Source organism: Haemophilus parainfluenzae (assembly GCF_003252725.1).
In the GTDB taxonomy this organism is placed as follows: Bacteria; Pseudomonadota; Gammaproteobacteria; order Enterobacterales; family Pasteurellaceae; genus Haemophilus_D; species Haemophilus_D parainfluenzae_L.
In genome coordinates this window covers 98,961-119,551 of sequence record NZ_QEPO01000003.1, presented here as the reverse complement: position 1 = coordinate 119,551, position 20,591 = coordinate 98,961, and the positions used below count along the sequence as shown (strand labels likewise).

Annotated in this window: 20 protein-coding genes; 5 read left to right on the top strand and 15 right to left on the bottom strand. The window is 40.1% G+C overall.

All coding sequences use genetic code 11. The annotated features are described in order from the left end of the window. The first annotated feature begins 1 nt into the window (after position 1). The 3 genes from nrfF (at position 2) to DPV85_RS05450 (ending at position 3,467) form a co-directional block, all read left to right on the top strand. Positions 2 to 1,057, top strand: a complete 1,056-nt coding sequence (gene nrfF / locus DPV85_RS05460) for a heme lyase NrfEFG subunit NrfF (protein ID WP_111327340.1) — start codon at positions 2 to 4, stop codon at positions 1,055 to 1,057. Positions 1,058 to 1,060: 3 nt separating this feature from the next. After that, on the top strand, positions 1,061 to 2,263 hold the full coding sequence (locus DPV85_RS05455; protein WP_111327339.1) for a BaiN/RdsA family NAD(P)/FAD-dependent oxidoreductase: 1,203 nt from the start codon (positions 1,061 to 1,063) through the stop codon (positions 2,261 to 2,263). A 109-nt stretch (positions 2,264 to 2,372) separates the two neighbouring features. Next, positions 2,373 to 3,467, top strand: a complete 1,095-nt coding sequence (locus tag DPV85_RS05450; protein WP_111327338.1) for a 5-methyltetrahydropteroyltriglutamate--homocysteine S-methyltransferase — start codon at positions 2,373 to 2,375, stop codon at positions 3,465 to 3,467. Between the two features lie 149 nt (positions 3,468 to 3,616). On the opposite strand, the gene DPV85_RS05445 is transcribed toward DPV85_RS05450, so the two are convergent. The 4 genes from DPV85_RS05445 to DPV85_RS05430 are packed head-to-tail and all read right to left on the bottom strand — an operon-like array spanning position 3,617 to position 8,770. Continuing rightward, the gene (locus tag DPV85_RS05445; protein WP_049363035.1) at positions 3,617 to 4,933 is read right to left on the bottom strand and encodes an MFS transporter; all 1,317 of its coding nucleotides are present in this window, start codon (positions 4,931 to 4,933) and stop codon (positions 3,617 to 3,619) included. Between the two features lie 53 nt (positions 4,934 to 4,986). Then, positions 4,987 to 5,730, bottom strand: coding sequence for a 2-succinyl-6-hydroxy-2,4-cyclohexadiene-1-carboxylate synthase (menH, locus tag DPV85_RS05440; protein ID WP_111327337.1), 744 nt, complete (start codon positions 5,728 to 5,730; stop codon positions 4,987 to 4,989). Between the two features lie 47 nt (positions 5,731 to 5,777). Continuing rightward, positions 5,778 to 7,484, bottom strand: a complete 1,707-nt coding sequence (menD, locus tag DPV85_RS05435) for a 2-succinyl-5-enolpyruvyl-6-hydroxy-3-cyclohexene-1-carboxylic-acid synthase (protein ID WP_111327336.1) — start codon at positions 7,482 to 7,484, stop codon at positions 5,778 to 5,780. Between the two features lie 5 nt (positions 7,485 to 7,489). Beyond that, positions 7,490 to 8,770, bottom strand: coding sequence for an isochorismate synthase (locus DPV85_RS05430; protein ID WP_111327335.1), 1,281 nt, complete (start codon positions 8,768 to 8,770; stop codon positions 7,490 to 7,492). 153 nt (positions 8,771 to 8,923) lie between these two features. Between DPV85_RS05430 and DPV85_RS05425 the strand changes: the two genes are divergently transcribed. Continuing rightward, positions 8,924 to 10,138: a pyridoxal phosphate-dependent aminotransferase gene (locus tag DPV85_RS05425; protein WP_111327334.1), complete on the top strand. Its 1,215-nt coding sequence runs from the start codon at positions 8,924 to 8,926 to the stop codon at positions 10,136 to 10,138. Between the two features lie 50 nt (positions 10,139 to 10,188). On the opposite strand, the gene DPV85_RS05420 is transcribed toward DPV85_RS05425, so the two are convergent. The 8 genes from DPV85_RS05420 to grcA form a co-directional block, all read right to left on the bottom strand. Continuing rightward, complete coding sequence (locus DPV85_RS05420; RefSeq protein WP_207798035.1) at positions 10,189 to 11,121, bottom strand: phosphatidate cytidylyltransferase; 933 nt, start codon at positions 11,119 to 11,121, stop codon at positions 10,189 to 10,191. Between the two features lie 9 nt (positions 11,122 to 11,130). Beyond that, positions 11,131 to 11,763: a lysophospholipid acyltransferase family protein gene (locus tag DPV85_RS05415; RefSeq protein ID WP_111327332.1), complete on the bottom strand. Its 633-nt coding sequence runs from the start codon at positions 11,761 to 11,763 to the stop codon at positions 11,131 to 11,133. Between the two features lie 11 nt (positions 11,764 to 11,774). Beyond that, positions 11,775 to 12,380 (bottom strand): CDP-alcohol phosphatidyltransferase family protein, encoded by a 606-nt coding sequence (locus tag DPV85_RS05410; protein WP_111327331.1) that lies wholly within the window; start codon positions 12,378 to 12,380, stop codon positions 11,775 to 11,777. A 77-nt stretch (positions 12,381 to 12,457) separates the two neighbouring features. Then, positions 12,458 to 13,372, bottom strand: coding sequence for a GTPase Era (gene era / locus DPV85_RS05405; protein WP_111327330.1), 915 nt, complete (start codon positions 13,370 to 13,372; stop codon positions 12,458 to 12,460). Next, positions 13,369 to 14,052, bottom strand: coding sequence for a ribonuclease III (gene rnc / locus DPV85_RS05400; RefSeq protein ID WP_005699979.1), 684 nt, complete (start codon positions 14,050 to 14,052; stop codon positions 13,369 to 13,371). Before rnc ends, era begins: the two co-directional genes overlap by 4 nt. Before the next feature lies 1 nt (position 14,053). After that, complete coding sequence (gene lepB, locus DPV85_RS05395) at positions 14,054 to 15,103, bottom strand: signal peptidase I (protein WP_005697919.1); 1,050 nt, start codon at positions 15,101 to 15,103, stop codon at positions 14,054 to 14,056. 12 nt (positions 15,104 to 15,115) lie between these two features. Beyond that, positions 15,116 to 16,912: a translation elongation factor 4 gene (lepA, locus tag DPV85_RS05390; RefSeq protein ID WP_049362389.1), complete on the bottom strand. Its 1,797-nt coding sequence runs from the start codon at positions 16,910 to 16,912 to the stop codon at positions 15,116 to 15,118. A gap of 168 nt (positions 16,913 to 17,080) precedes the next feature. After that, complete coding sequence (grcA, locus tag DPV85_RS05385) at positions 17,081 to 17,464, bottom strand: autonomous glycyl radical cofactor GrcA (protein ID WP_005697846.1); 384 nt, start codon at positions 17,462 to 17,464, stop codon at positions 17,081 to 17,083. A 249-nt stretch (positions 17,465 to 17,713) separates the two neighbouring features. Here grcA and ung point away from each other — a divergent pair, with 249 nt between their 5' ends. Beyond that, the gene (ung, locus tag DPV85_RS05380; protein WP_257282558.1) at positions 17,714 to 18,388 is read left to right on the top strand and encodes a uracil-DNA glycosylase; all 675 of its coding nucleotides are present in this window, start codon (positions 17,714 to 17,716) and stop codon (positions 18,386 to 18,388) included. Here the strand turns inward: ung and tadA are convergent. The 3 genes from tadA to lgt are packed head-to-tail and all read right to left on the bottom strand — an operon-like array spanning position 18,385 to position 20,584. Then, positions 18,385 to 18,903: a tRNA adenosine(34) deaminase TadA gene (tadA, locus tag DPV85_RS05375; protein WP_111327329.1), complete on the bottom strand. Its 519-nt coding sequence runs from the start codon at positions 18,901 to 18,903 to the stop codon at positions 18,385 to 18,387. The genes ung and tadA overlap by 4 nt on opposite strands. Before the next feature lie 9 nt (positions 18,904 to 18,912). After that, a complete protein-coding gene (locus DPV85_RS05370) occupies positions 18,913 to 19,764 on the bottom strand; it encodes a thymidylate synthase (protein ID WP_111327328.1) in 852 nt (283 codons plus the stop codon). A gap of 10 nt (positions 19,765 to 19,774) precedes the next feature. Next, positions 19,775 to 20,584, bottom strand: coding sequence for a prolipoprotein diacylglyceryl transferase (gene lgt / locus DPV85_RS05365; RefSeq protein ID WP_111327327.1), 810 nt, complete (start codon positions 20,582 to 20,584; stop codon positions 19,775 to 19,777). Between the last annotated feature and the right edge of the window lie 7 nt (positions 20,585 to 20,591).

Genomic DNA, 20,591 nt, shown 5'->3' with positions numbered 1-20,591 from the left:
AATGAAAAAATTAACCCGATTTCTGACCGCACTTTTACTGACTTTCGCCCTTTTTGCTCACGCAGAAATGGTGGATACCTATGCGTTTAAAAACCAAGCTGATCGTACTCGTGCTGTTGAACTGGCAAAATCCTTACGCTGCCCACAGTGTCAGAATCAAAACTTAGTTGAGTCTAATTCACCGATTGCTTATGACTTACGTATTGAAGTCTATAAAATGGTAGATGAAGGAAAAACGAATCAGCAAATTATCGACACGATGACAGCTCGTTTCGGTAATTTCGTGAACTATAAGCCACCTTTCCAATGGAATACGGCACTACTCTGGCTATTGCCTATTTTGCTATTAATTGGGGCTTTTGCGTTAATTTTATTTTCCACCAAAAAATCAGAAGGCGAACCAAAACAACTCGAAAATCAACCTCATACTGACCCTAAAGAAGAAAAAAGTGCGGTCAAATTTGAAACCAAATCCGCCATTTGGGTCTTTGCAATCTTATTGATTCTTCCTTTAAGTTATTACTTCTCCCTTGATCGTTTTGAGCGTGTTCAGCAAGGTGAAAAAGAGATGATTGAACTCGCCAATAAAAAAACGGATACGCCAATGGTGCATCAAAAAGAAGATGTGGTACTCAAAATTCAAAATAAAATTCGAGAAGATGTGAATAACCCTGAGCTTTGGGCTCAGCTAGGCGATGCTTATATGCAAAATGATGAATTTGATCATGCGCTCATCGCCTATAGCAATGCAGAAAAAATTTCAGGTACAACACCCGCTATTTTAGGCCTAAAAGCGACCGCACTTTATTATCAAGCCGGTCAAAACATCACACCACAAATCCAGCAAATAATGGATGACGCATTAAAACAAGATAAACATGAAATATCGGTAATAACATTATTGGCGACTGAGGCCTTTAAAAATCATGAAGCTGAAAAAGCCAAAGCTTATTGGCAGCAATTATTAGATTCAGGTAATGCTGCCGTGGATCGCCGTACTGTCATCCAACGAATCAAAATGATAGACTATTTTGAAAAAGGGCAAGTATCACAATAAATTATGAGTCGCTATTCAGAAAATATCATTATTGGAGCTGGTGCCGCCGGCTTATTTTGTGCCGCTCAGTTAGGCAAACTGGGCAAACAAGCCACTATTTTTGATAATGGTAAGAAAATTGGCCGAAAAATTTTAATGTCTGGCGGTGGATTCTGTAATTTCACCAATATGGAAATTACGTCTGGCCGTTATATCAGCCAGAACAAACACTTCGTCAAATCCGCCTTAAAACGTTATACACAATGGGATTTTATTGCTTTAGTCGCTGAGTATGGCATTCCTTACCACGAAAAAGAATTAGGTCAGTTATTTTGTGATAACGGTGCAGAAGATATTGTGAAGATGCTCGGAGCCGAATGTGACAAATACGGTGTTCACATTCAACTACGCAGCGAAGTGAGTGATGTTGAAGCGGTTGAAAACAACCCTAAAGTGCGGTTTAAATTAAAGGTAAATGCGGTTGAATGGCAATGCCAGAATTTGATTATTGCGACAGGCGGGCTCTCTATGCCTGGCTTAGGCGCCTCACCTTTTGGTTATCAAATTGCAGAACAGTTCGGATTAAATGTGATTCCTCCGCGTGCAAGCCTTGTACCATTTACGTGGCGAGAAAGTGACAAATTCTACTCTGCACTCTCTGGCGTTTCATTAGATGTGGCTGCGACGAATCAACACAAAACCTTTACTCATCAAATGCTATTTACCCATCGTGGTTTATCTGGCCCAGCCATTTTGCAAATCTCCAATTATTGGCAACCTGGTGAAAGCATTCATTTAGATTTATTGCCTTATAACGATATTCGTCATCACCTAGATGAGATGCGTCAATCTTCGCCGAAATTGCAGCTTAAAACCGTATTAAGTCGTTTATTGCCGAAAAAATTAGTCGAACTTTGGTTAGAACAAGGCTTGATTCAAGATGAAGTGATCGCAAACTTAAGTAAAGTGCGGTTAGAAAATTTAGAGAATTTAATCCACAATTGGCAATTTATTCCTAATGGCACTGAGGGCTACCGAACGGCTGAAGTCACGATGGGGGGCGTTGATACTCATGAGATTTCATCCAAAACCATGGAGGCGACAAAGATTAAAGGTCTCTATTTTATCGGTGAGGTGTTGGATGTTGTCGGCTGGTTAGGTGGTTATAACTTCCAGTGGGCATGGAGCTCTGCAGCCGTTTGTGCGATGGGAATTGCTGAAAGCTAATATTTCTCTGTATTAATTATTTTCATCATGAGTGAAAAAATCATTACTTTGATCATGAAATATCCTTACGTTAAAATTATCATGCTAAAATTAAAAGAAGGATATAAACATGACATCAAAAACACTTCCTTTCCATGCTGATACTGTGGGCTCATACTTACGTTCTCAACCTTTAAAAGAAGCCCGTGCAAAATTTGCAGCAGGCGAACTTTCTCGTGAACAATTAACGGAAGTTGAAGATCAAGAAATTGCTAAATTAGTACAAGCACAATTAGATGCAGGTATCCAAGTCATCACGGATGGGGAATATCGCCGTGCGTTTTGGCACATCGATTTCTTAGAAAACTTAAATGGCATCGAAGGTTATCACCCAGAACACGGTTATAAATTTAATGGCGTGGAAACCCAACCTTACAATACACGTTGCTGCGGTAAAGTCTCTTGGAATCCTAACCATCCATTTATCGAACATTTTAAAAAATTAAAAGACATTGTTGGGGATCGTGGCGTTGTAAAATATACCATCCCTAGTCCAAACCAATTAATGTATCCAATCCAATGGGATACTGGCGTTTATGCGACACGTGCAGAATTTGCCAAAGATGTTCAGCAAGCTTATAAAGATGCGATTAAAGCCTTCTATGATGCAGGCTGTCGTTATTTACAATTTGATGATGTGTATTGGGGCTCACTCTGTAATAATCACTTAAAACCAGAATTTGAAGCGGATAAAGCACAAGCGCTTGAAAATATTCAAGTTGTATTAGCCGCTAAACCAGCAGATATGGTTATCACAACGCACGTTTGCCGTGGCAACTTCCGTTCAACTTATTTACTAACTGGCGCATATGACCCAATTGCGGATGCGTTATTCGGCCAAACTCAATACGATGGCTATTTCCTGGAATATGATGATGAACGTTCTGGTGGTTTTGAACCATTAAAACATTTTGCCAATAATCCACACAAAGGCCGTGTTGTATTAGGTTTAATCAGTTCAAAATTCCCGGAATTAGAAGATAAAGCGGCTATTAAAACTCGCATTAAAGAAGCGACACAATATGTTCCGCTTGAGCAGCTTTGCTTAAGCCCACAATGTGGTTTTGCTTCAACAGAAGAAGGGAATATCATGACGGAAGCACAGCAATGGGCTAAAGTTCGTTATGTTGAAGAAATTGCCAAAGAAGTATGGGGTGAAGATTAATTCTTTCATACCTATGTTAAAAACATGCTGTTTTTAACCGCACTTTTATCGACTGAGAGCGTAGCAATACGCTCTTTTTTATTGCATCCTTTCAACAAATAAAAAAAGCTGATGTTATTTACATCAGCTTTTTCATGATTAATTTATCACTAGATTTGCGTTAAATCGACATTTTTCGTTTCTTTTGAGGCTAATAATGCTAACAAGGTTAAGAATGCATTAATAGCTAAATAAATCCCCACGCCCATTAAGCCATAAAGCGCATTGATTTTTAATGAAATCATTGCTGCAATGGTTGCCCCGATAATGGATGCAATGTTGTAAGCTAAAGAGGCACCAGAATAACGCACTTCTGTTGGGAATAATTCAGGCAATAACGCTGCCATTGGGCCAAATGTCATGCCCATTAATGCCATACCAATAACCAAGAAAGCAAATACAGAAGCTGGTGTACCGTTTCCAAGGAATAATGGCATACATAATGCAAAAATTAAAATGCTGACCGTTGTCCAAATTAACCATTTACGGCGACCGATTTTATCTGCATAAAGACCTGAAATACTGATAAAAATCGCAAAAACAATCGCGCTCATTAAAAGTAATCCTGTGAAGGTATTAGCAGGAATACCTAACCCCATAGGATAGCCCGCTTCTGAAAGCGTTGCCGGTGTACGAGAATACGCTTGAGCAAAGGCAGTCATAATATAAAACAAGGAATAGGTTGCCACCATGATAAATGTACCAATCACCATCGGTTTAAAGTGTTTAGTGAAAACCACACTCACCGGTGCTTTTAATTTTTTCCCTTTTTCTTCCGCTTCAACGAAGACATGGCTTTCATGTAAGGTTAAGCGAACATATAACCCAACTAAAACTAAGGCTAAAGAAGAAACAAACGGGATACGCCATGCCCACTCAACAAGGGCTTGTTGCCCCCAGAAATAGCTCACTAAGAAGAAGGTCGCATTAGCCACAAATAAACCTATTGGCGCACCTAATTGAGGGAATGTACCATACCAAGCACGTTTTCCTTCTGGTGCATTTTCTGTTGCCACTAAAGCAGCACCGCCCCATTCACCACCAAGACCAATACCCTGACCGACTCGGCAAATACATAACAAAATCGGTGCCCAAATACCAATTTGAGAATAAGTCGGCAATAAACCGATAACGACCGTAGATCCGCCCATTAAAACCAAAGAGGCGACCAAGGTTTTCTTACGACCAATCTTATCACCAAAGTGCCCAAATAAAGCTGAGCCAATCGGACGAGCAAAGAACGCTAAGGCTAGTGTTGAAAGAGAAAGCAAATCATCTGAAAGGGGATCGCCACTATGGAAGAATTGCGTGTTAAAAACTAATACTGCCGCAGCGGCATAGATATAATAATCGAAGAATTCAATTGCGGTACCCACCATAGATGCTAAAGCAACCTTAAGTGGATCATTACGAAGTTGTGAGGACATTTTGCTTCCTTAAGAGTCAAATAAAATGAAAGGGCTAAATCCTAGCATTTCCCTTAAGGTTGAGCAATTTTTAATACGATATTTTCGATTTTTTCAGCAAAATATGTCGGATTTTCTAAATGGGCATTATGACCAGCATCAGGAATAAGCGTTAAATTGAGTTGATTAGCTTCAGCCATTTGACGAAACTTCTGATCTCGTTCACCACAAAAATAAAAAAATGGCAGCAAACTTGACCGCACTTTTTCTCTAAAATCAGGCTGTTTGGCAAGGCTAGTGGCTAATAACATTCGGCCAATATTGGCCCCACAATTGGCTTTTCGCTTTTCAATTAATGCCTTACGTTGCTGTTCATTTAAATGAGAAAAAACAGGTTGTTGATACCAATCTTCGAGCACGGTTTCAGGCTTTTCATGGAAAAAACGCTCAGCCCACATTTTGTCATTAACTAGACGGCTTTGTTTTTCTTGTTCAGATTGTAAGCCTAAATTAGCCCCTTCTAAAATGACTGCCTTTAAATGCCCTATTTTCACTTTCGCTTGTAGTGCATAATATTGTGCGATTCGTCCACCAAGTGAATAACCAATTAAGATATAAGGCTCATCTTTTATGAGATGTTGAATTTGTTCTTCAAGGAACTGAGCGGTTTGCTCAAAATCTTCAACGGCAACAGCTTTATTCTCACCGTGAAACGGTAAATCGAGAGAGAAACAACGAAAGTGCGGTAGATTTTCGATAACTTTTTGCCAATCTGATTTCGTACCTAATAAGCCATGGAGAAAAACAAGATTCATCATAATAATGCCATATAAAGAAATCCCCTCTATATAAGAGGGGAAAGAAATTATTCACCAATCACCGCGTGGCTGATTTGTTCAATCAAGCGCTTATAGGTTGCGCTGCCATCACTTGGGTTTGTTTTGATTTCAATTAATGTCGCACGGCGGCGAGTATAAGCTTGTTTTAACACGGAGCTTAAATCTGCCCAGGTGTAAGGCAAGGCATATTTTAAACCAAACATTGCGGCGACTTGAGAGAAATCACCATTATGTGGCAAGCGATAGAACTGCTCTTTTACCTCTTCATCCACCGGCAACATATCAAAGATCGCACCACCATTATTGTTAATCACAAAAATAATAGTCGGTTGAGTGACATTCTTAAATAAGGCTAAAGAGTTCAAATCATAAAGTGTGGACGTATCACCAATCATGGCTACCACTGGTTGATCGGCTCCGATACCGATACCTGCAGCTGTTGCTAATAAGCCGTCAATCCCGCTTGCACCACGATTGGTGAAAATTGGGTATCCTTCTGGTAGTTTCGTTAACGCATCAACCAAGCGCACAAAAAGGCTATTTCCTAAGAACAAAATACCGTTGTAAGGTAAAACACGCTCAATATGATGTGCTAGTGAGGCTTCATTAAGATTACCACCGACTTGTTGCTCGATAAAAGTTGCACAGAATTTTGAAAGCGCGAGTGGTTCGAGTAACCAAGGTTTTTGACGCAATGGCGGGTGTGCACGCAACCAATGATGAGCTTTGGCGTTAAAGCGAGTTTGCGTATGGTGGTTTGGATCAACTGCATTTTGACTTTGCTCCACCACCCAAAATTCGCCTTGGAATTCCGATAAGAATTGGTTAATCCGTTTACTGATAAAGCGAGAGCCAAATTGAATCACGATATCAGCTTGAAGTAATTTTTGCTTCACAGTTTGGTTTGCTAGCCAAATATCCGCATAAGGCATGAGAGGTTCTACACCTGATTGAATATCCGTAAGCAAAATCCAACCCATGGTATTTGCCCATGAGTTAATACCCATTGCTTGTTCAGGCGTTAATTGCCCTGCCACAATCACACCACGTTTCGTACGCCAAGTATCCCAATTCTCGTGCATCAACACTTCTTGCTGTAATGGTTGATGATCAACCCAATTTTTCGGCTGACTTAACCAACGTTGAATTGGCATTAACCATGGATGACCGTCAATTTCTTGCTCTTGAGCATTATAAAGTGGCTCTGCAAAAGGCACATTGATATGCACCACGCCTGGTTGTTGTTTTTGTTTATAGCAAGCTTGTTCTAACGTAGAAATTAACCATTTTGCCGCATAATCTGCTTGAGGTTTCGGTAAATTGACACTTGCCACTGGGTAATCAGCAAACATATTTTGTTGCACGATCGCTTGATTTGCACCACATTCCCACAATTCAGGTGGTCGATCGGCAGTAAGAATAATTAAATTCACGCCTGTTTGGCGAGCTTCAATAATCGCTGGATATAAATTTGCTGCCGCAGTCCCTGAGGTTACAATCACGGCAACAGGTGCTTGCGTGGATTTTGCAATACCCAACGCAAAAAAGCCTAAGCCACGTTCATCAAAGTGACTATGGCACGTTGCTCGAGAGGCATTTTGTAAACGCACAGCTTCTAGCGTTAAAGGTGTTGATCGTGAACCTGGCGCAATACAAAAGTGACTCACCCCTTGGCGAACCAAGGTTTCTAAGATCACCTTTGACCAACAACGATTAAATACGCTTACAGACATTCTTCTTATTCTCCGTTATTCTCTGCAAACAGGGAAATGAGCCCTGCCGCTTTACGTTCAATTTCCAACCACTCTTCTACAGGTTGTGAGCCTTCTACAATACCGGCTCCAGCAAATACACGCACTTGTTTTTCTTCGATAAAAGCCGAACGAATGGTGACACAAAATTCTGATAGATGTTGATTCATCACACCTAATGTACCGGCATACCAACGACGATCAAAGGTTTCTATTTCAGCCAAGGCTTTCTTCGCTTGCTGCTGTGGTAAGCCGGATACAGCCGCCGTTGGATGGATCGCTTTCAGCAAATCGGCATCCGTACAAACTGCGGTCAATTTTGCTTGCATTTTTCTAATTAAATGCTGCACTTTGCGTAGTGACTTTAATGCGACATCATCAACAGTAATTTGTTCCACTAAGTGACTGATATTTTGTGAAATATCTTCAACCACCAACCAGTTTTCATTGAGGTTTTTTTCATCATTTAACAGCCAATTCGCACGTTCGTCATTTTCACTCGGATTATCACTAACAGGTGCTGTCCCTGCAAGCGCTTCCGTGAATAACTGACGATCATCACGTGCAAATAAGCGTTCTGGTGTCGATCCCACAAAACAGTTTTGAGCATTATCTGCCCATAAAAAATGGTAACAACCACTATTTTTTGCTTGGCTTGCAGCAAGAAAATCTTTTCCGTTTAGCTCACCCTGAATACCAAACACGGTTTCATTTGCCAAAACGAGCTTAGTCAATTCACCCTGTCGAATTCGAGTGAGTGCTTGATTGACCCAGTTACACCAGGTGTCTTGATTCGCTTTTGGCTCTACACTTTTGATGGTTAATTGATTAAGCGGTGAAAGTGCGGTCATTTTTTCAAATGAATTCAAAATCATTTTTGCCGAATCAAGCTCATTTGGCTCAACAAAAACTGAAACCACGCTCTCACCATTTTGCTGTTCAATTAAAACTTGCGGCAAAATAAACTGACTTTCACCTTGGAACTGTAAACCGCCCACTAACGGGAAATTGTGATCTTGAATAAATTTCTGTGCTAAATTCACATCTGAAAATGACCGCACTTTCCCCACCGCTGCGACGGTTTTATCTTCATCACGAAAACGTAAATAAAATTGTGGATAAACAAGCTGTCCTTTCATCCATGCCAAAAGATCAACCCCCAATTTCATCTTCATCTGAAGACGTGCAATAGCGGGTTGCTGATCAGTTATCGCCAAAGTTTCAAATTGGCGAATTAGCTCAGATTTAGCTTGTTCTAAAGGGCCCATGAAAAATAATAAAACACAAAAAAATTAGCCCATATTCTACCGCACTTTAATACATTCAAAAAATTTTTTTATTAAATCTTTTCAAGATAAGAATTTAAGCGTAAATTAGACACAATTTTTGAATGAAAATCTAATTATCATAGGATGTTACTAATGAGATCTTTTCCGAAATCAGACAAATTAGAACACGTTTGCTACGATATTCGTGGACCGGTTCACAAAGAAGCTTTACGCCTAGAAGAAGAAGGCAATAAAATTTTAAAACTTAATATCGGCAACCCTGCCCCATTTGGTTTTGAAGCGCCAGATGAAATTTTAGTCGATGTAATCCGCAACTTACCTTCTGCACAAGGTTATTGCGATTCCAAAGGTTTGTATTCTGCACGTAAAGCTATCGTGCAATACTATCAGTCTAAAGGTATTCATGATGCGACAGTAAACGATGTGTACATCGGGAACGGTGTATCTGAATTGATTACCATGTCCATGCAAGCCCTTCTTAATGATGGTGATGAGGTATTGGTTCCAATGCCGGATTATCCATTATGGACGGCGGCGGTAACGTTAGCGGGCGGAAACGCGGTGCATTATTTATGTGATGAAGAAGCGGGTTGGTTCCCTGCTATTGATGATATTCGGTCGAAAGTCAATGCCAAAACTAAAGCTATCGTAGTGATCAACCCGAACAACCCGACGGGTGCGGTTTATAGCAAAGAGTTACTCGAAGAAATTATCCAAGTTGCACGTGAAAATAATCTCATTATTTTTGCGGATGAAATTTATGACAAAATTCTCTACGATGGTGCTGTCCACCATCATATTGCAGCCCTTGCACCAGATGTATTAACCATTACATTCAATGGCTTATCAAAAGCATATCGTGTTGCGGGTTTTCGTCAAGGTTGGATGATTTTAAATGGGCCGAAACAACATGCTAAAGGCTATATTGAAGGCTTAGATATGCTAGCGTCTATGCGTTTATGTGCAAACGTACCAATGCAGCACGCCATTCAAACAGCATTAGGCGGCTACCAAAGTATTAATGAATTTGTTCAACCGGGCGGGCGTTTACTGGAACAACGTAATAAAGCCTATGAGTTACTGACTCAAATCCCGGGTATTAGCTGCGTAAAACCAATGGGGGCGATGTATATGTTCCCGAAACTCGACATCCAAAAATTCAACATTCATAGTGATGAAAAATTTGTGCTCGATTTATTACGTAAAGAGAAAGTACTTCTCGTGCATGGTAAAGGATTTAACTGGCACTCACCGGATCACTTCCGTGTGGTGACACTTCCTTATACCGGTCAATTAGAAGAAGCCATTGGCAAATTGGCGCGATTCTTAGAAACTTATCGTCAATAATAAAAAAGAGCGGTTAATTAACCGCTCTTTTTTTATTTCATGATTTATAACTATGCCCAGAAATAACGCACCACATGGAAGAAAATAGGTGCGGAGAAACAAAGTGAATCCATTCGATCTAAAATACCACCATGGCCACTGATCATATTCCCCCAGTCTTTCACACCCATACTGCGTTTCATTGCCGACATCACGAGTCCACCTAAGAATCCCATTAAGCAAATTAACAGACTCATTAAAAAGGCTTGCCATGCATAAAATGGTGTCATCCAATGAAGTAGCATACCTAATAAACTTGCGCTTAATACCCCACCAACAAAACCTTCTACCGTTTTGGATGGTGACAAGGTTGGCGCAATTTTATGTTTACCGAAGAGTTTACCCCAAACGTATTGCAACACATCACTTGACTGTACTACCAAGATTAAGAAGATCATTAATAAAAGATTTTTTCCTTCATAACCTGAGATATCAAGTGTCAATAAAGCGGGGATATGTGAAATACAGAATACGCTAATCATCAATGCCCACTGAATTTTCGTAGAACGATCTAAGAAATTCGCTGGGTCACCCAGTAATGCTGAAAGAATCGGTAAAAATAAGAAGCCATATACGGGAATAAAGATAGTAAACATACTAAACCAATCAATGGCGACTAAAAAATATTGCAATGGCAAGATCACATAAAAACAGGCTGCGAGTGCAAGATGATCGCCTCGACGAATATTCAACAGAGAAAGAAACTCACGCAATCCCATAAATGAAATAATCAAAAAGAGCACAATCACGCCATAAAAGCCTAATAAGCTCGCAATAAAGATAATCCCAATCATCACCCACCAAGCATTGATGCGTGCGTTTAGGTTATCAATAACACTGTTAGGTGTATCCACGCCCGATCTGCGTTTTAAAATATATCCCACTGTGGAAGCAAAAATTAAGGCGATGAATAAACCACCGAAGAGTTGCCATATTTCCGTCATCATTTACTCCTAAGATTTGCCTTTTTCACTGATGTTTAAACTTAATAATGCCGATTGCGCACGTGTTAAAAATTCACCTTTAGTCTCATCTGTCCCAATTTTTAATGGTTCACCGACATAAAGATCACATAACAACGGGATCGGTAAAATAAAGCCTTTTGGTAAAACATTATTCATATTACTAATCCAAACTGGGACAAATTCACAATCAAGATTTTCTTTTGCTAGATAATACAAACCACTTTTAAAGGGTTGGAGAGGCAAATCATCATCCATCTTACGAGTTCCTTCAGGGAAAATAATCAGGGAGTCATTGACTAATGCTTCACTCATTTGTCGTATGGCGGCTTTTGGATCTTGGTTATTACGCTCAATGAGTAACATATTGAAAACTTTATAGGCTAAAAAGCGACGAATTGCGCCTTTCGTCCAATAGTCTTTGCCTGCAACAGGGCGGGTTTGCTTTCTCACTTCATAAGGCAATGAAATCCAAAGCAAAATAAAATCCCCATGACTATTATGATTGGCAAAATAGACACGATGCCCCTCTGAAGATTGTTCAGCAATTGCTGCTTGAGGTCGAACACCTGTAATAAAAGAGGCAAAACGACACAATAAAAAATCGATTAATCTCGCGATCATATTTACTCCTATTACTCTGCCACTTCCGCTAATCCATTTTTTACTCGCTTAATACAAGTCACGATGAGCAAGATAATCAGGATATTGGCTACCCACCAGAAAAGTGAATGCAAGCTACCATTCACCGCATAGAGTAAACCGAGTACACCAAACACAAACGCACGATCGCTTTTACCCATTGGACCATCATAACGACGCGTTTTGCCTTGAACTTGCCCCAAAATACCACATAACTCACTCAACGCGGCAAGCCAAATAATACCTGAGATTTGAATACCATCAAAAGGTGCGACAAAAGCAAAAGGAAGGTAAAGTGCTGCATCAGAGACGACATCAGTAATTTCATTAAGATACCCCCCTAATCGACTTTTTTGATTGAATTCACGTGCAAGCATTCCATCAATAGCATTCAACGCCATACGCAAAAATAACCAAATAGGGATAAGGAAGAAAAGAGAAGAAAATGTCGGAAATAGTGCGAGAACCACACCTAATAAAATAGAAAGTAAGCAAGCAATTAGCGTAACTTGATTTGCTGTTACGCCTTTTGCCGCTAATTGCCTAACTAAAGGCCGAAGTAAATTCTGAAATTTGGGTTTTAAGGCATAGATACTCATCTACCATCTCCTTGTTTTTATTAGTAAACATAAAAATTTCGCTAATAATAGAATAGTATAGAGTATTACTCAAGTTTTTATTCGTCCATATACCCCAAACTTCTTAAGGCGCGTTCATCGTCCGCCCAACCAGACTTCACTTTGACCCAAAGTTCTAGATGTACTTTATTATCAAATAAGCGTTCCATGTCAGCGCGCGCTTCCATACCAATGGTTTTAATTTTTTGTCCTTGAGCACCAATCACCATTTTCTTTTGACCTTCACGCTCAACTAAAATCAAACCATTAATCTCGTAAGTACCACGCTCATTTACTTTGAATTGTTCAATTTCAACAGTCACAGAATAAGGTAATTCCTCACCGGTAAAGCGCATCAATTTTTCACGGATAATTTCCGACGCCATAAAACGTTGTGAACGATCGGTCACGTAATCTTCAGGGAAGTGATGAACGCCTTTACGTAAGGACTGACGAACAATTTTCTCTAATTGATGCACGTTATTACCACGTTGTGCAGAAATCGGCACAATGTGTGCGAAATCAAACTTACTGCCTAATTCTGTAATGAATGGCAATAAATCATCTTTATTCTTAACATTGTCAACTTTGTTGATAGCGAGTACAACAGGCGCTTTGGCATTACGTAATTTGTTTAACACCATTTCATCATCAGCATTCCAATGTGTGCCATCCACGACAAAAATAATAAGATCCACATCCCCGATTGCCGAGCTTGCTGCACGGTTCATTAAACGGTTAATCGCTCGTTTTTCTTCAATATGAAGCCCCGGCGTATCTACGTAAATTTCTTGGTAGATACCTTCCGTTTTAATTCCCACAATACGATGACGTGTAGTTTGCGCCTTGCGAGATGTAATCGAGATTTTTTGTCCCAAAATTTTATTTAACAGGGTAGATTTCCCTACATTTGGGCGACCTACGATAGCGATAAAGCCACAATAGGTCTCTTGTTCTTGATTTAATTCGGTCATTTAATTTCCAATGTTTTTAAGATTTGTTCTGCGGCCGCTTGTTCTGCTTTACGGCGGCTAGAACCTTTCGCAATAAAAGTGCGGTCAATATTGGGTACGTTTTTTACTGTACATTCCACGGTGAAGGTTTGGCAATGTGCTTCACCTTCAATTTTTATTACTTCATAGGTTGGTAAAGCGAAATGCTTACCTTGTAAATACTCTTGTAAACGCGTTTTTGCATCTTTTTGGTTATCGCCAGGCTTAATTTCAGCCAATAAGGTTTTATACCAACTACGCACAATATCTGCCGCTTTATCAAAGCTTGAATCCAATGCCATTGCGCCAATTACCGCTTCAACACAATCGGCCAAAATAGATTCGCGACGAAATCCCCCACTTTTCAATTCACCTGAACCTAAGGACATATAATCTCCAAGCTCAAAATTACGGGCAATCATCGCCAGAGTTGGCTCTCGAACTAATGTTGCACGCATTCTGCTCAGTTCACCTTCATTACAACGAGGGAATTGATGATAAAGCGCATCAGCAATGACATAATTGAGAATCGAATCACCTAGAAATTCTAGGCGTTCATTATGTTGAGTGGAGGCACTGCGGTGTGTCAGTGCCAATTTTAAATTTTTTAGATCGGAAAATTGATAACCAATTTTTCGTTCTAGACGATCTAAATGATTCATATTAATTAATTTTTGTAAAGAAACGGTCTAAACGGAAGCCTGTAGGCCACTCATTTGGTTCTTTTTCTAAACTCATCCAAATATAAGTGGCTTTACCCACGATATTTTTTTCTGGTACAAATCCCCAAAAACGGCTGTCATCACTATGATCACGGTTATCACCCATCACAAAATATTGCCCTTCTGGCACAATCCATTCTGCAGTAGGTAAGCCTTCTTGTGGATAGAATTCAATCCCCGAATAACGGCGCATTGGCTCCACTAAAATACTGTGTGTCACGTCACCGATTTCCAAATATTCCACTTGCGTTGGGAATGCTGGATTTGTAGGTTCTTGTTTATATTCAAACGCTTTAGTTTGGCAATCTACTTCGCAAGGTTTGCCATCTTTGCCATAAACCAGTGTTAAAGCACTTTTTTCAACATCAAGGATAATGCGGTCACCGCCTTTCCCTACAATACGTTTAATGTAATCTACCCCAGACATATTGTTTTTAGATGTTAATGCAAGATTTTCAGCATAAGCCGCTCGCGTTGCCCCTAAACTTGTACGAAGTAACGCTTGTTCCGGCGCTTTAAACACGATCACATCACCACGTTCTGGTTTATTACCTTCAATAATCGTATTTTGGAAAATGGGGTCTTTAATACCATAAGTATATTTATTAACAACGAGGAAATCCCCTACGCGCAACGTCGCTTCCATTGATCCTGATGGAATTTGGAATGGTTCAAAAATAAATGAACGCACAAGGAATACCACGGATAACACAGGGAAAAGCGAAGAAATAAATTCTGAACCTTCTGAAATAGGCTCAATTTTCGCTTTTTCTTCGTCTGTTAATGCTTTGCCTGAACGTTGTTCTGCGCGTGCAATTTGACGACGACGTCTTGGCATCACGGCAAAGCGGTGATAGCACCATAAAATGCCGGAAAGTGCGGTTAAAATCAGCAATAAAATACTGAATGTGTTAGGCAGTTGGAAATAATCTAACGCTTTCCAACCAGCAAAGCCTACGGCTAACAACAGAATAAAAAATACATTCGACATTGCTCTACTTTCCTATTTATCTTTACCTACATGTAAGATCGCTAAAAACGCTTCTTGCGGCACTTCCACGTTACCTAAAGATTTCATTCGTTTTTTACCTTCTTTCTGTTTCTGTAAGAGTTTTTTCTTACGGCTCACGTCACCACCATAACATTTTGCTAATACGTTTTTACGCAATTGTTTTACCGTTGAACGCGCAATAATGTGGTTACCAATCGCGGCTTGGATCGCGATATCAAATTGTTGACGTGGAATCAGTTCACGCATTTTTTCAACTAATTCACGACCACGATAAGGGGCATTATCTTTATGAACAATTAATGCTAACGCATCAACACGATCACCATTGATCATGATATCCACGCGTACCATGTCCGCTGCTTGGAAACGTTTGAAACCATAATCCAAAGACGCATAACCACGCGATGTTGATTTCAAGCGATCGAAGAAATCTAAGACAACTTCGCCCATTGGGATTTCATAAGTTAACGCAATTTGGTTACCGTGATATACCATATTAGTTTGTACGCCACGTTTTTCCACACAAAGGGTAATCACGTTACCTAAGAATTCCTGTGGCACGAGCATATTACACTCTGCAATCGGCTCACGAATTTCTGCAATATTATTTAATGGTGGCAGTTTTGATGGACTATCCACATAAACCACTTCACCATTGGTCATTTCAACTTCATAAATTACAGTTGGTGCTGTGGTAATCAAATCAAGATCGTATTCACGTTCTAAACGCTCTTGAATGATCTCCATGTGTAAAAGCCCCAAGAAGCCACAACGGAAACCAAAACCTAAAGCCGTTGAGTTTTCTGGCTCATAGAACAGCGATGCATCGTTTAAGCTTAATTTACCTAACGCATCACGGAAAGCCTCATAATCGTCAGAGCTCACTGGGAATAAACCTGCATAAACCTGTGGTTTTACTTTCTTAAAGCCTGGCAATACATGGCTTGCTGGATTATGTTGATGAGTTAAGGTATCCCCTACTGGTGCCCCTAAAATATCTTTAATCGCACAAACAACCCAACCTACTTCGCCGGTATTTAATACGGTCGTATCCACTTGTTTTGGCGTGAAAATCCCTAAACGGTCGACGTTGTAAGCTTGTCCTGTGGACATTACTTTGATTTTGTCACCTTTACGCAACACACCATTCTTAATACGAACTAATGACACCACACCTAAATAGTTATCGAACCAAGAGTCAATAATCAACGCTTGTAATGGTGCATCAGGATCACCTTCTGGCGCGGGGATTTTCGCAACAATTTCTTCTAATACATCTTCGATACCCACACCGGTTTTAGCCGAACAACGTACCGCTTCCATCGCATCAATACCCACGATGTCTTCAATTTCTTCTGCAACACGTTCAGGATCTGCTGCCGGTAAGTCGATTTTATTCAAAATCGGCACTACTTCTAAATCCATTTCAATGGCGGTGTAGCAGTTTGCCAAGGTTTGGGCTTCAACACCTTGTCCCGCATCTACAACTAACAATGCCCCTTCACAAGCCGCAAGAGAACGCGACACTTCATAAGAGAAGTCCACGTGCCCTGGTGTATCGATAAAGTTTAATTGGTATGTTTCACCGTCTTTGGCTTGATAATTTAAAGTTACGCTCTGCGCTTTAATGGTAATACCGCGCTCACGCTCAAGATCCATGGAATCCAACACTTGCGCTTCCATTTCACGATCCGAAAGGCCTCCACAGGTCTGAATTAATCGGTCAGAAAGGGTCGATTTACCATGGTCAATATGGGCAATAATAGAAAAGTTGCGAATATTCTTCATAAATAGATTAGTTTTCTCAAAAATCATTAAATTTAACTGGCGGATTGTACCTGAAAAGCGTGGAAATCGCTAGGGATGAAAGGGAAAAGTGCGGTCAAATTTTCAAACCTTTTAGATAAAACAAAACCCCGAATTACTTCGGGGTTTCTTTTTTCATTCAAACTGAAATTATAGGCTTTCAGTGAAAGTACGAGTAATAACGTCACGTTGTTGTTCTGGCGTTAAAGAGTTGAAACGTACTGCGTAACCAGAAACACGGATAGTTAATTGAGGGTATTTATCCGGGTTGTTTACAGCATCTTCTAAAGTTTCACGACGTAATACGTTTACGTTTAAGTGTTGACCACCTTCAACTTTAACAGTTGGTGCTACGTTTACCGGTAATTCACGGTATTCGATTTGGCCTAATTCGCTCACTGCTACTACTTGGTCTTCTGCGAATTCAGCTTTTGCACATAAACAACGAGCTTCATTTTTTTCGCTGTCTAATAACCAGAATGAGTTTAAAAGATTGTCATTTGCTGCTTGAGTAATTTGAATACCTTTGATCATAAAGTGCCTCCTAATTTGGCGGTTGTATATTTATTAAACTGTGCAAATTTTATCAAACTATTTGAAGAATTCAATTAATTTTGACCTAAAACAGGTTCTTTTTTCTGACTAATTTTTAAAAATTGATCTAGATTAAAGTTTCTGACACTGCAAGGCCTCAATACACTATCTCATTTAACAAAATATTAACATAACTTCAGATAAAGCCTTTCTAAGCAATTTCATTTATAATGTACTCAAGCTTATCCAATAAGGAAATACAGAATGAAAACCTGGACAGATGTTATCGGTCAAGAGAAAGAAAAACCTTACTTTAAACACATTTTACAACAAGTCCATCAAGAGCGACTCGCGGGAAAAACCATTTACCCACCGCAAGACGAAGTGTTTAATGCCTTTAAATATACGGCATTTGATGAGGTGAAAGTCGTCATCTTAGGGCAGGATCCCTACCATGGACCAAATCAAGCGCACGGTTTAGCTTTTTCGGTGAAACCTGAGGTTGCTATTCCGCCTTCTCTACTGAATATGTACAAAGAATTGGCTAACGATATCCCAGGTTTTAAAATGCCAAATCATGGCTACTTGGTGAAATGGGCGGAGCAAGGTGTACTGTTGCTTAACACCGTGCTAACGGTAGAACGTGGCATGGCACATTCACATGCTAAATTTGGTTGGGAAGTTTTTACAGATCAAGTGATTGCAGCACTTAATGAACACCGTGAAAAAGTCGTATTTTTACTTTGGGGAAGCCATGCTCAGAAAAAAGGGCAATTTATTGATCGCAATCGTCATTATGTTTTAACTGCCCCACACCCTTCTCCACTTTCGGCACATCGTGGTTTTCTAGGATGTCATCATTTTTCTAAAACTAACGAATATTTAAAACAAAATGGTTTAAGTGAAATTGATTGGCAAGTTTAAGATTGCGACTCAACATCAAGCGGGAGATTCTTTTCCCGCTTTTCTCCCTTTTTCTGCTCTCGTCTTTTTTTAAAAAAATCACTCAATTTCTGACCGCACTTTTCTGCGAGCACGCCAGTGGTAATTTCTAATGTGTGATTCATTTTATAATCATCAAAGAAGTGAAAGCGAGAACCTACTGCCCCCGTTTTATAATCTGATGCACCGAAGACTAATCGCTTAATCCGGCTATGTAAAATAGCACCCGCACACATGGTACAAGGCTCAAGGGTGACATAGAGTGTAGTATTGAGCAGACGATAATTTTGAATATTTTGTGCGGCGTTACGCAATGCGACAATTTCAGCGTGAGCGGTCGGATCATTTTCAATGATAGATAAATTCCAGCCTTCACCGAGAATATTTCCCTCATCATCTACCAATACCGCCCCAACAGGAATCTCGCCAAGTGCTTCTGCACGATCGGCAAGCATCAGGGCGTGTTGCATAAATTTCTCGTCTAAATCTGACCGCACTTTGAATGCCTAAACAGAGAAAGGATATTTGATTGGTTCGTGAGATTGATAACCCACCACCTTGAAATCATCCATCGTTACCCAAGTTTCAAGATCTTCAAGGGTTTTAATATCAGGATTAATTTCTAATTGTGGTGAAGGGAATGGTTCACGTTTTAATTGCACATCACGCATTAACTCAAGTTGGTCTTCATAAATATGCGCATTTACAATTTTATGATATGCCTTACCCGGTTTATTACCGGTAATTTGCGCCATCAAAGCAAGAAAAGTAAAGACCTGAATTTGATTGAAGTTTAAGCCAAGTGGCACATCACAAGAGCGTTGGTAGCTCGTTAAGTGCAATGTATCACCTACTAAAGAGAAAGTATGTGTGTGCATGCAAGGACGCAAACAGCCTAGGTCAAATTCGCCTGGGTTGAAGAAAGTCAGAATTTCACCGCGGTCATCAATCCCTCGGCTTAAATTATTCACAATTTTACGAAGTTGATCGATGGTTTCGCCATTCGGTTTACACCATGCTCTGCCTTGTACGCCATAAACGCGGCCCATATCATCGGTGCCTTTACGATGTGGATTGGCAAGCCATGCTGCATTTTCATTGGCATTTGCATCCCACGTTTTGGTGCCAAGCTTACGGAAATCTGCCGCATTATCATAACCACGAATATAACCTAAAAACTCCGCAATCGCTGCTTTCCAATAGCTTTTACGCGTGGTAATTAAGGGGAATTGATTATTGGCAACATCATATTCTAAATCCGCATTAATCACCGTCAGGCAACGCTTGCCAGTACGCTCGTTAGCAACCCACTCACCTTCATTTACAATGCGTCGGCAAAGATCTAAATATTGTTTCATAAAAAACTCCTTAGTGATGAACCGCACTTTTCGAGCGATTGTATGCCCATGCCATAATTAATCCACCGCCAATAATCATCGGCAAACAAAGGGCTTGTCCACGTGTCATGATGCCTAAGAAAGATTCCACTTCTGGCTCACGGACATATTCAACAATAAAACGGAAAATACCGTAACAAACCAGGAATAATCCAGCTACTGAACCCACAGGACGAGGCTTTTTAATAAAGACATTCAGAATAATAAACAACACGAAACCCTCTAAGAACGCCTCATAAAGCTGTGAAGGATGGCGCGGTAATAACAATGGATCATTTGGGAAAATCATGGCCCAAGGCACATCCGTTTCTCGTCCCCAAAGTTCTAAATTGATGAAGTTACCAATTCGGCCCATCCCTAAACCAAATGGAATCAAGGGCGCCACGAAATCTGCCGTTTGCCAAAAGCTTCTTTTTTGAGAATAAGAGGTCCAAATCATTGAGATAATCACCCCAATTAATCCACCATGGAATGACATTCCGCCTTCCCAAACACGGAATAAATACAGCGGATCTTGCACAAAATGATCGAAGTTATAGAAAAAGACATCACCAATGCGACCACCTAAGAATACGCCCATAAAGCCATTAAAAAGTAACGTATCCACTTGATCGACCGTCCAACCACTATTCGGTTGATTTGCACGACGAACAGCTAACCAGCGGGCAAAAATGAAACCTAATAGATACATTAAGCCATACCAACGCAACCCTATATTGCTATCACCTAAAGTGAAAATAGTCGGATCAAAATGTGGAAGCATCAAAAATTCTGAATTCATAACATTC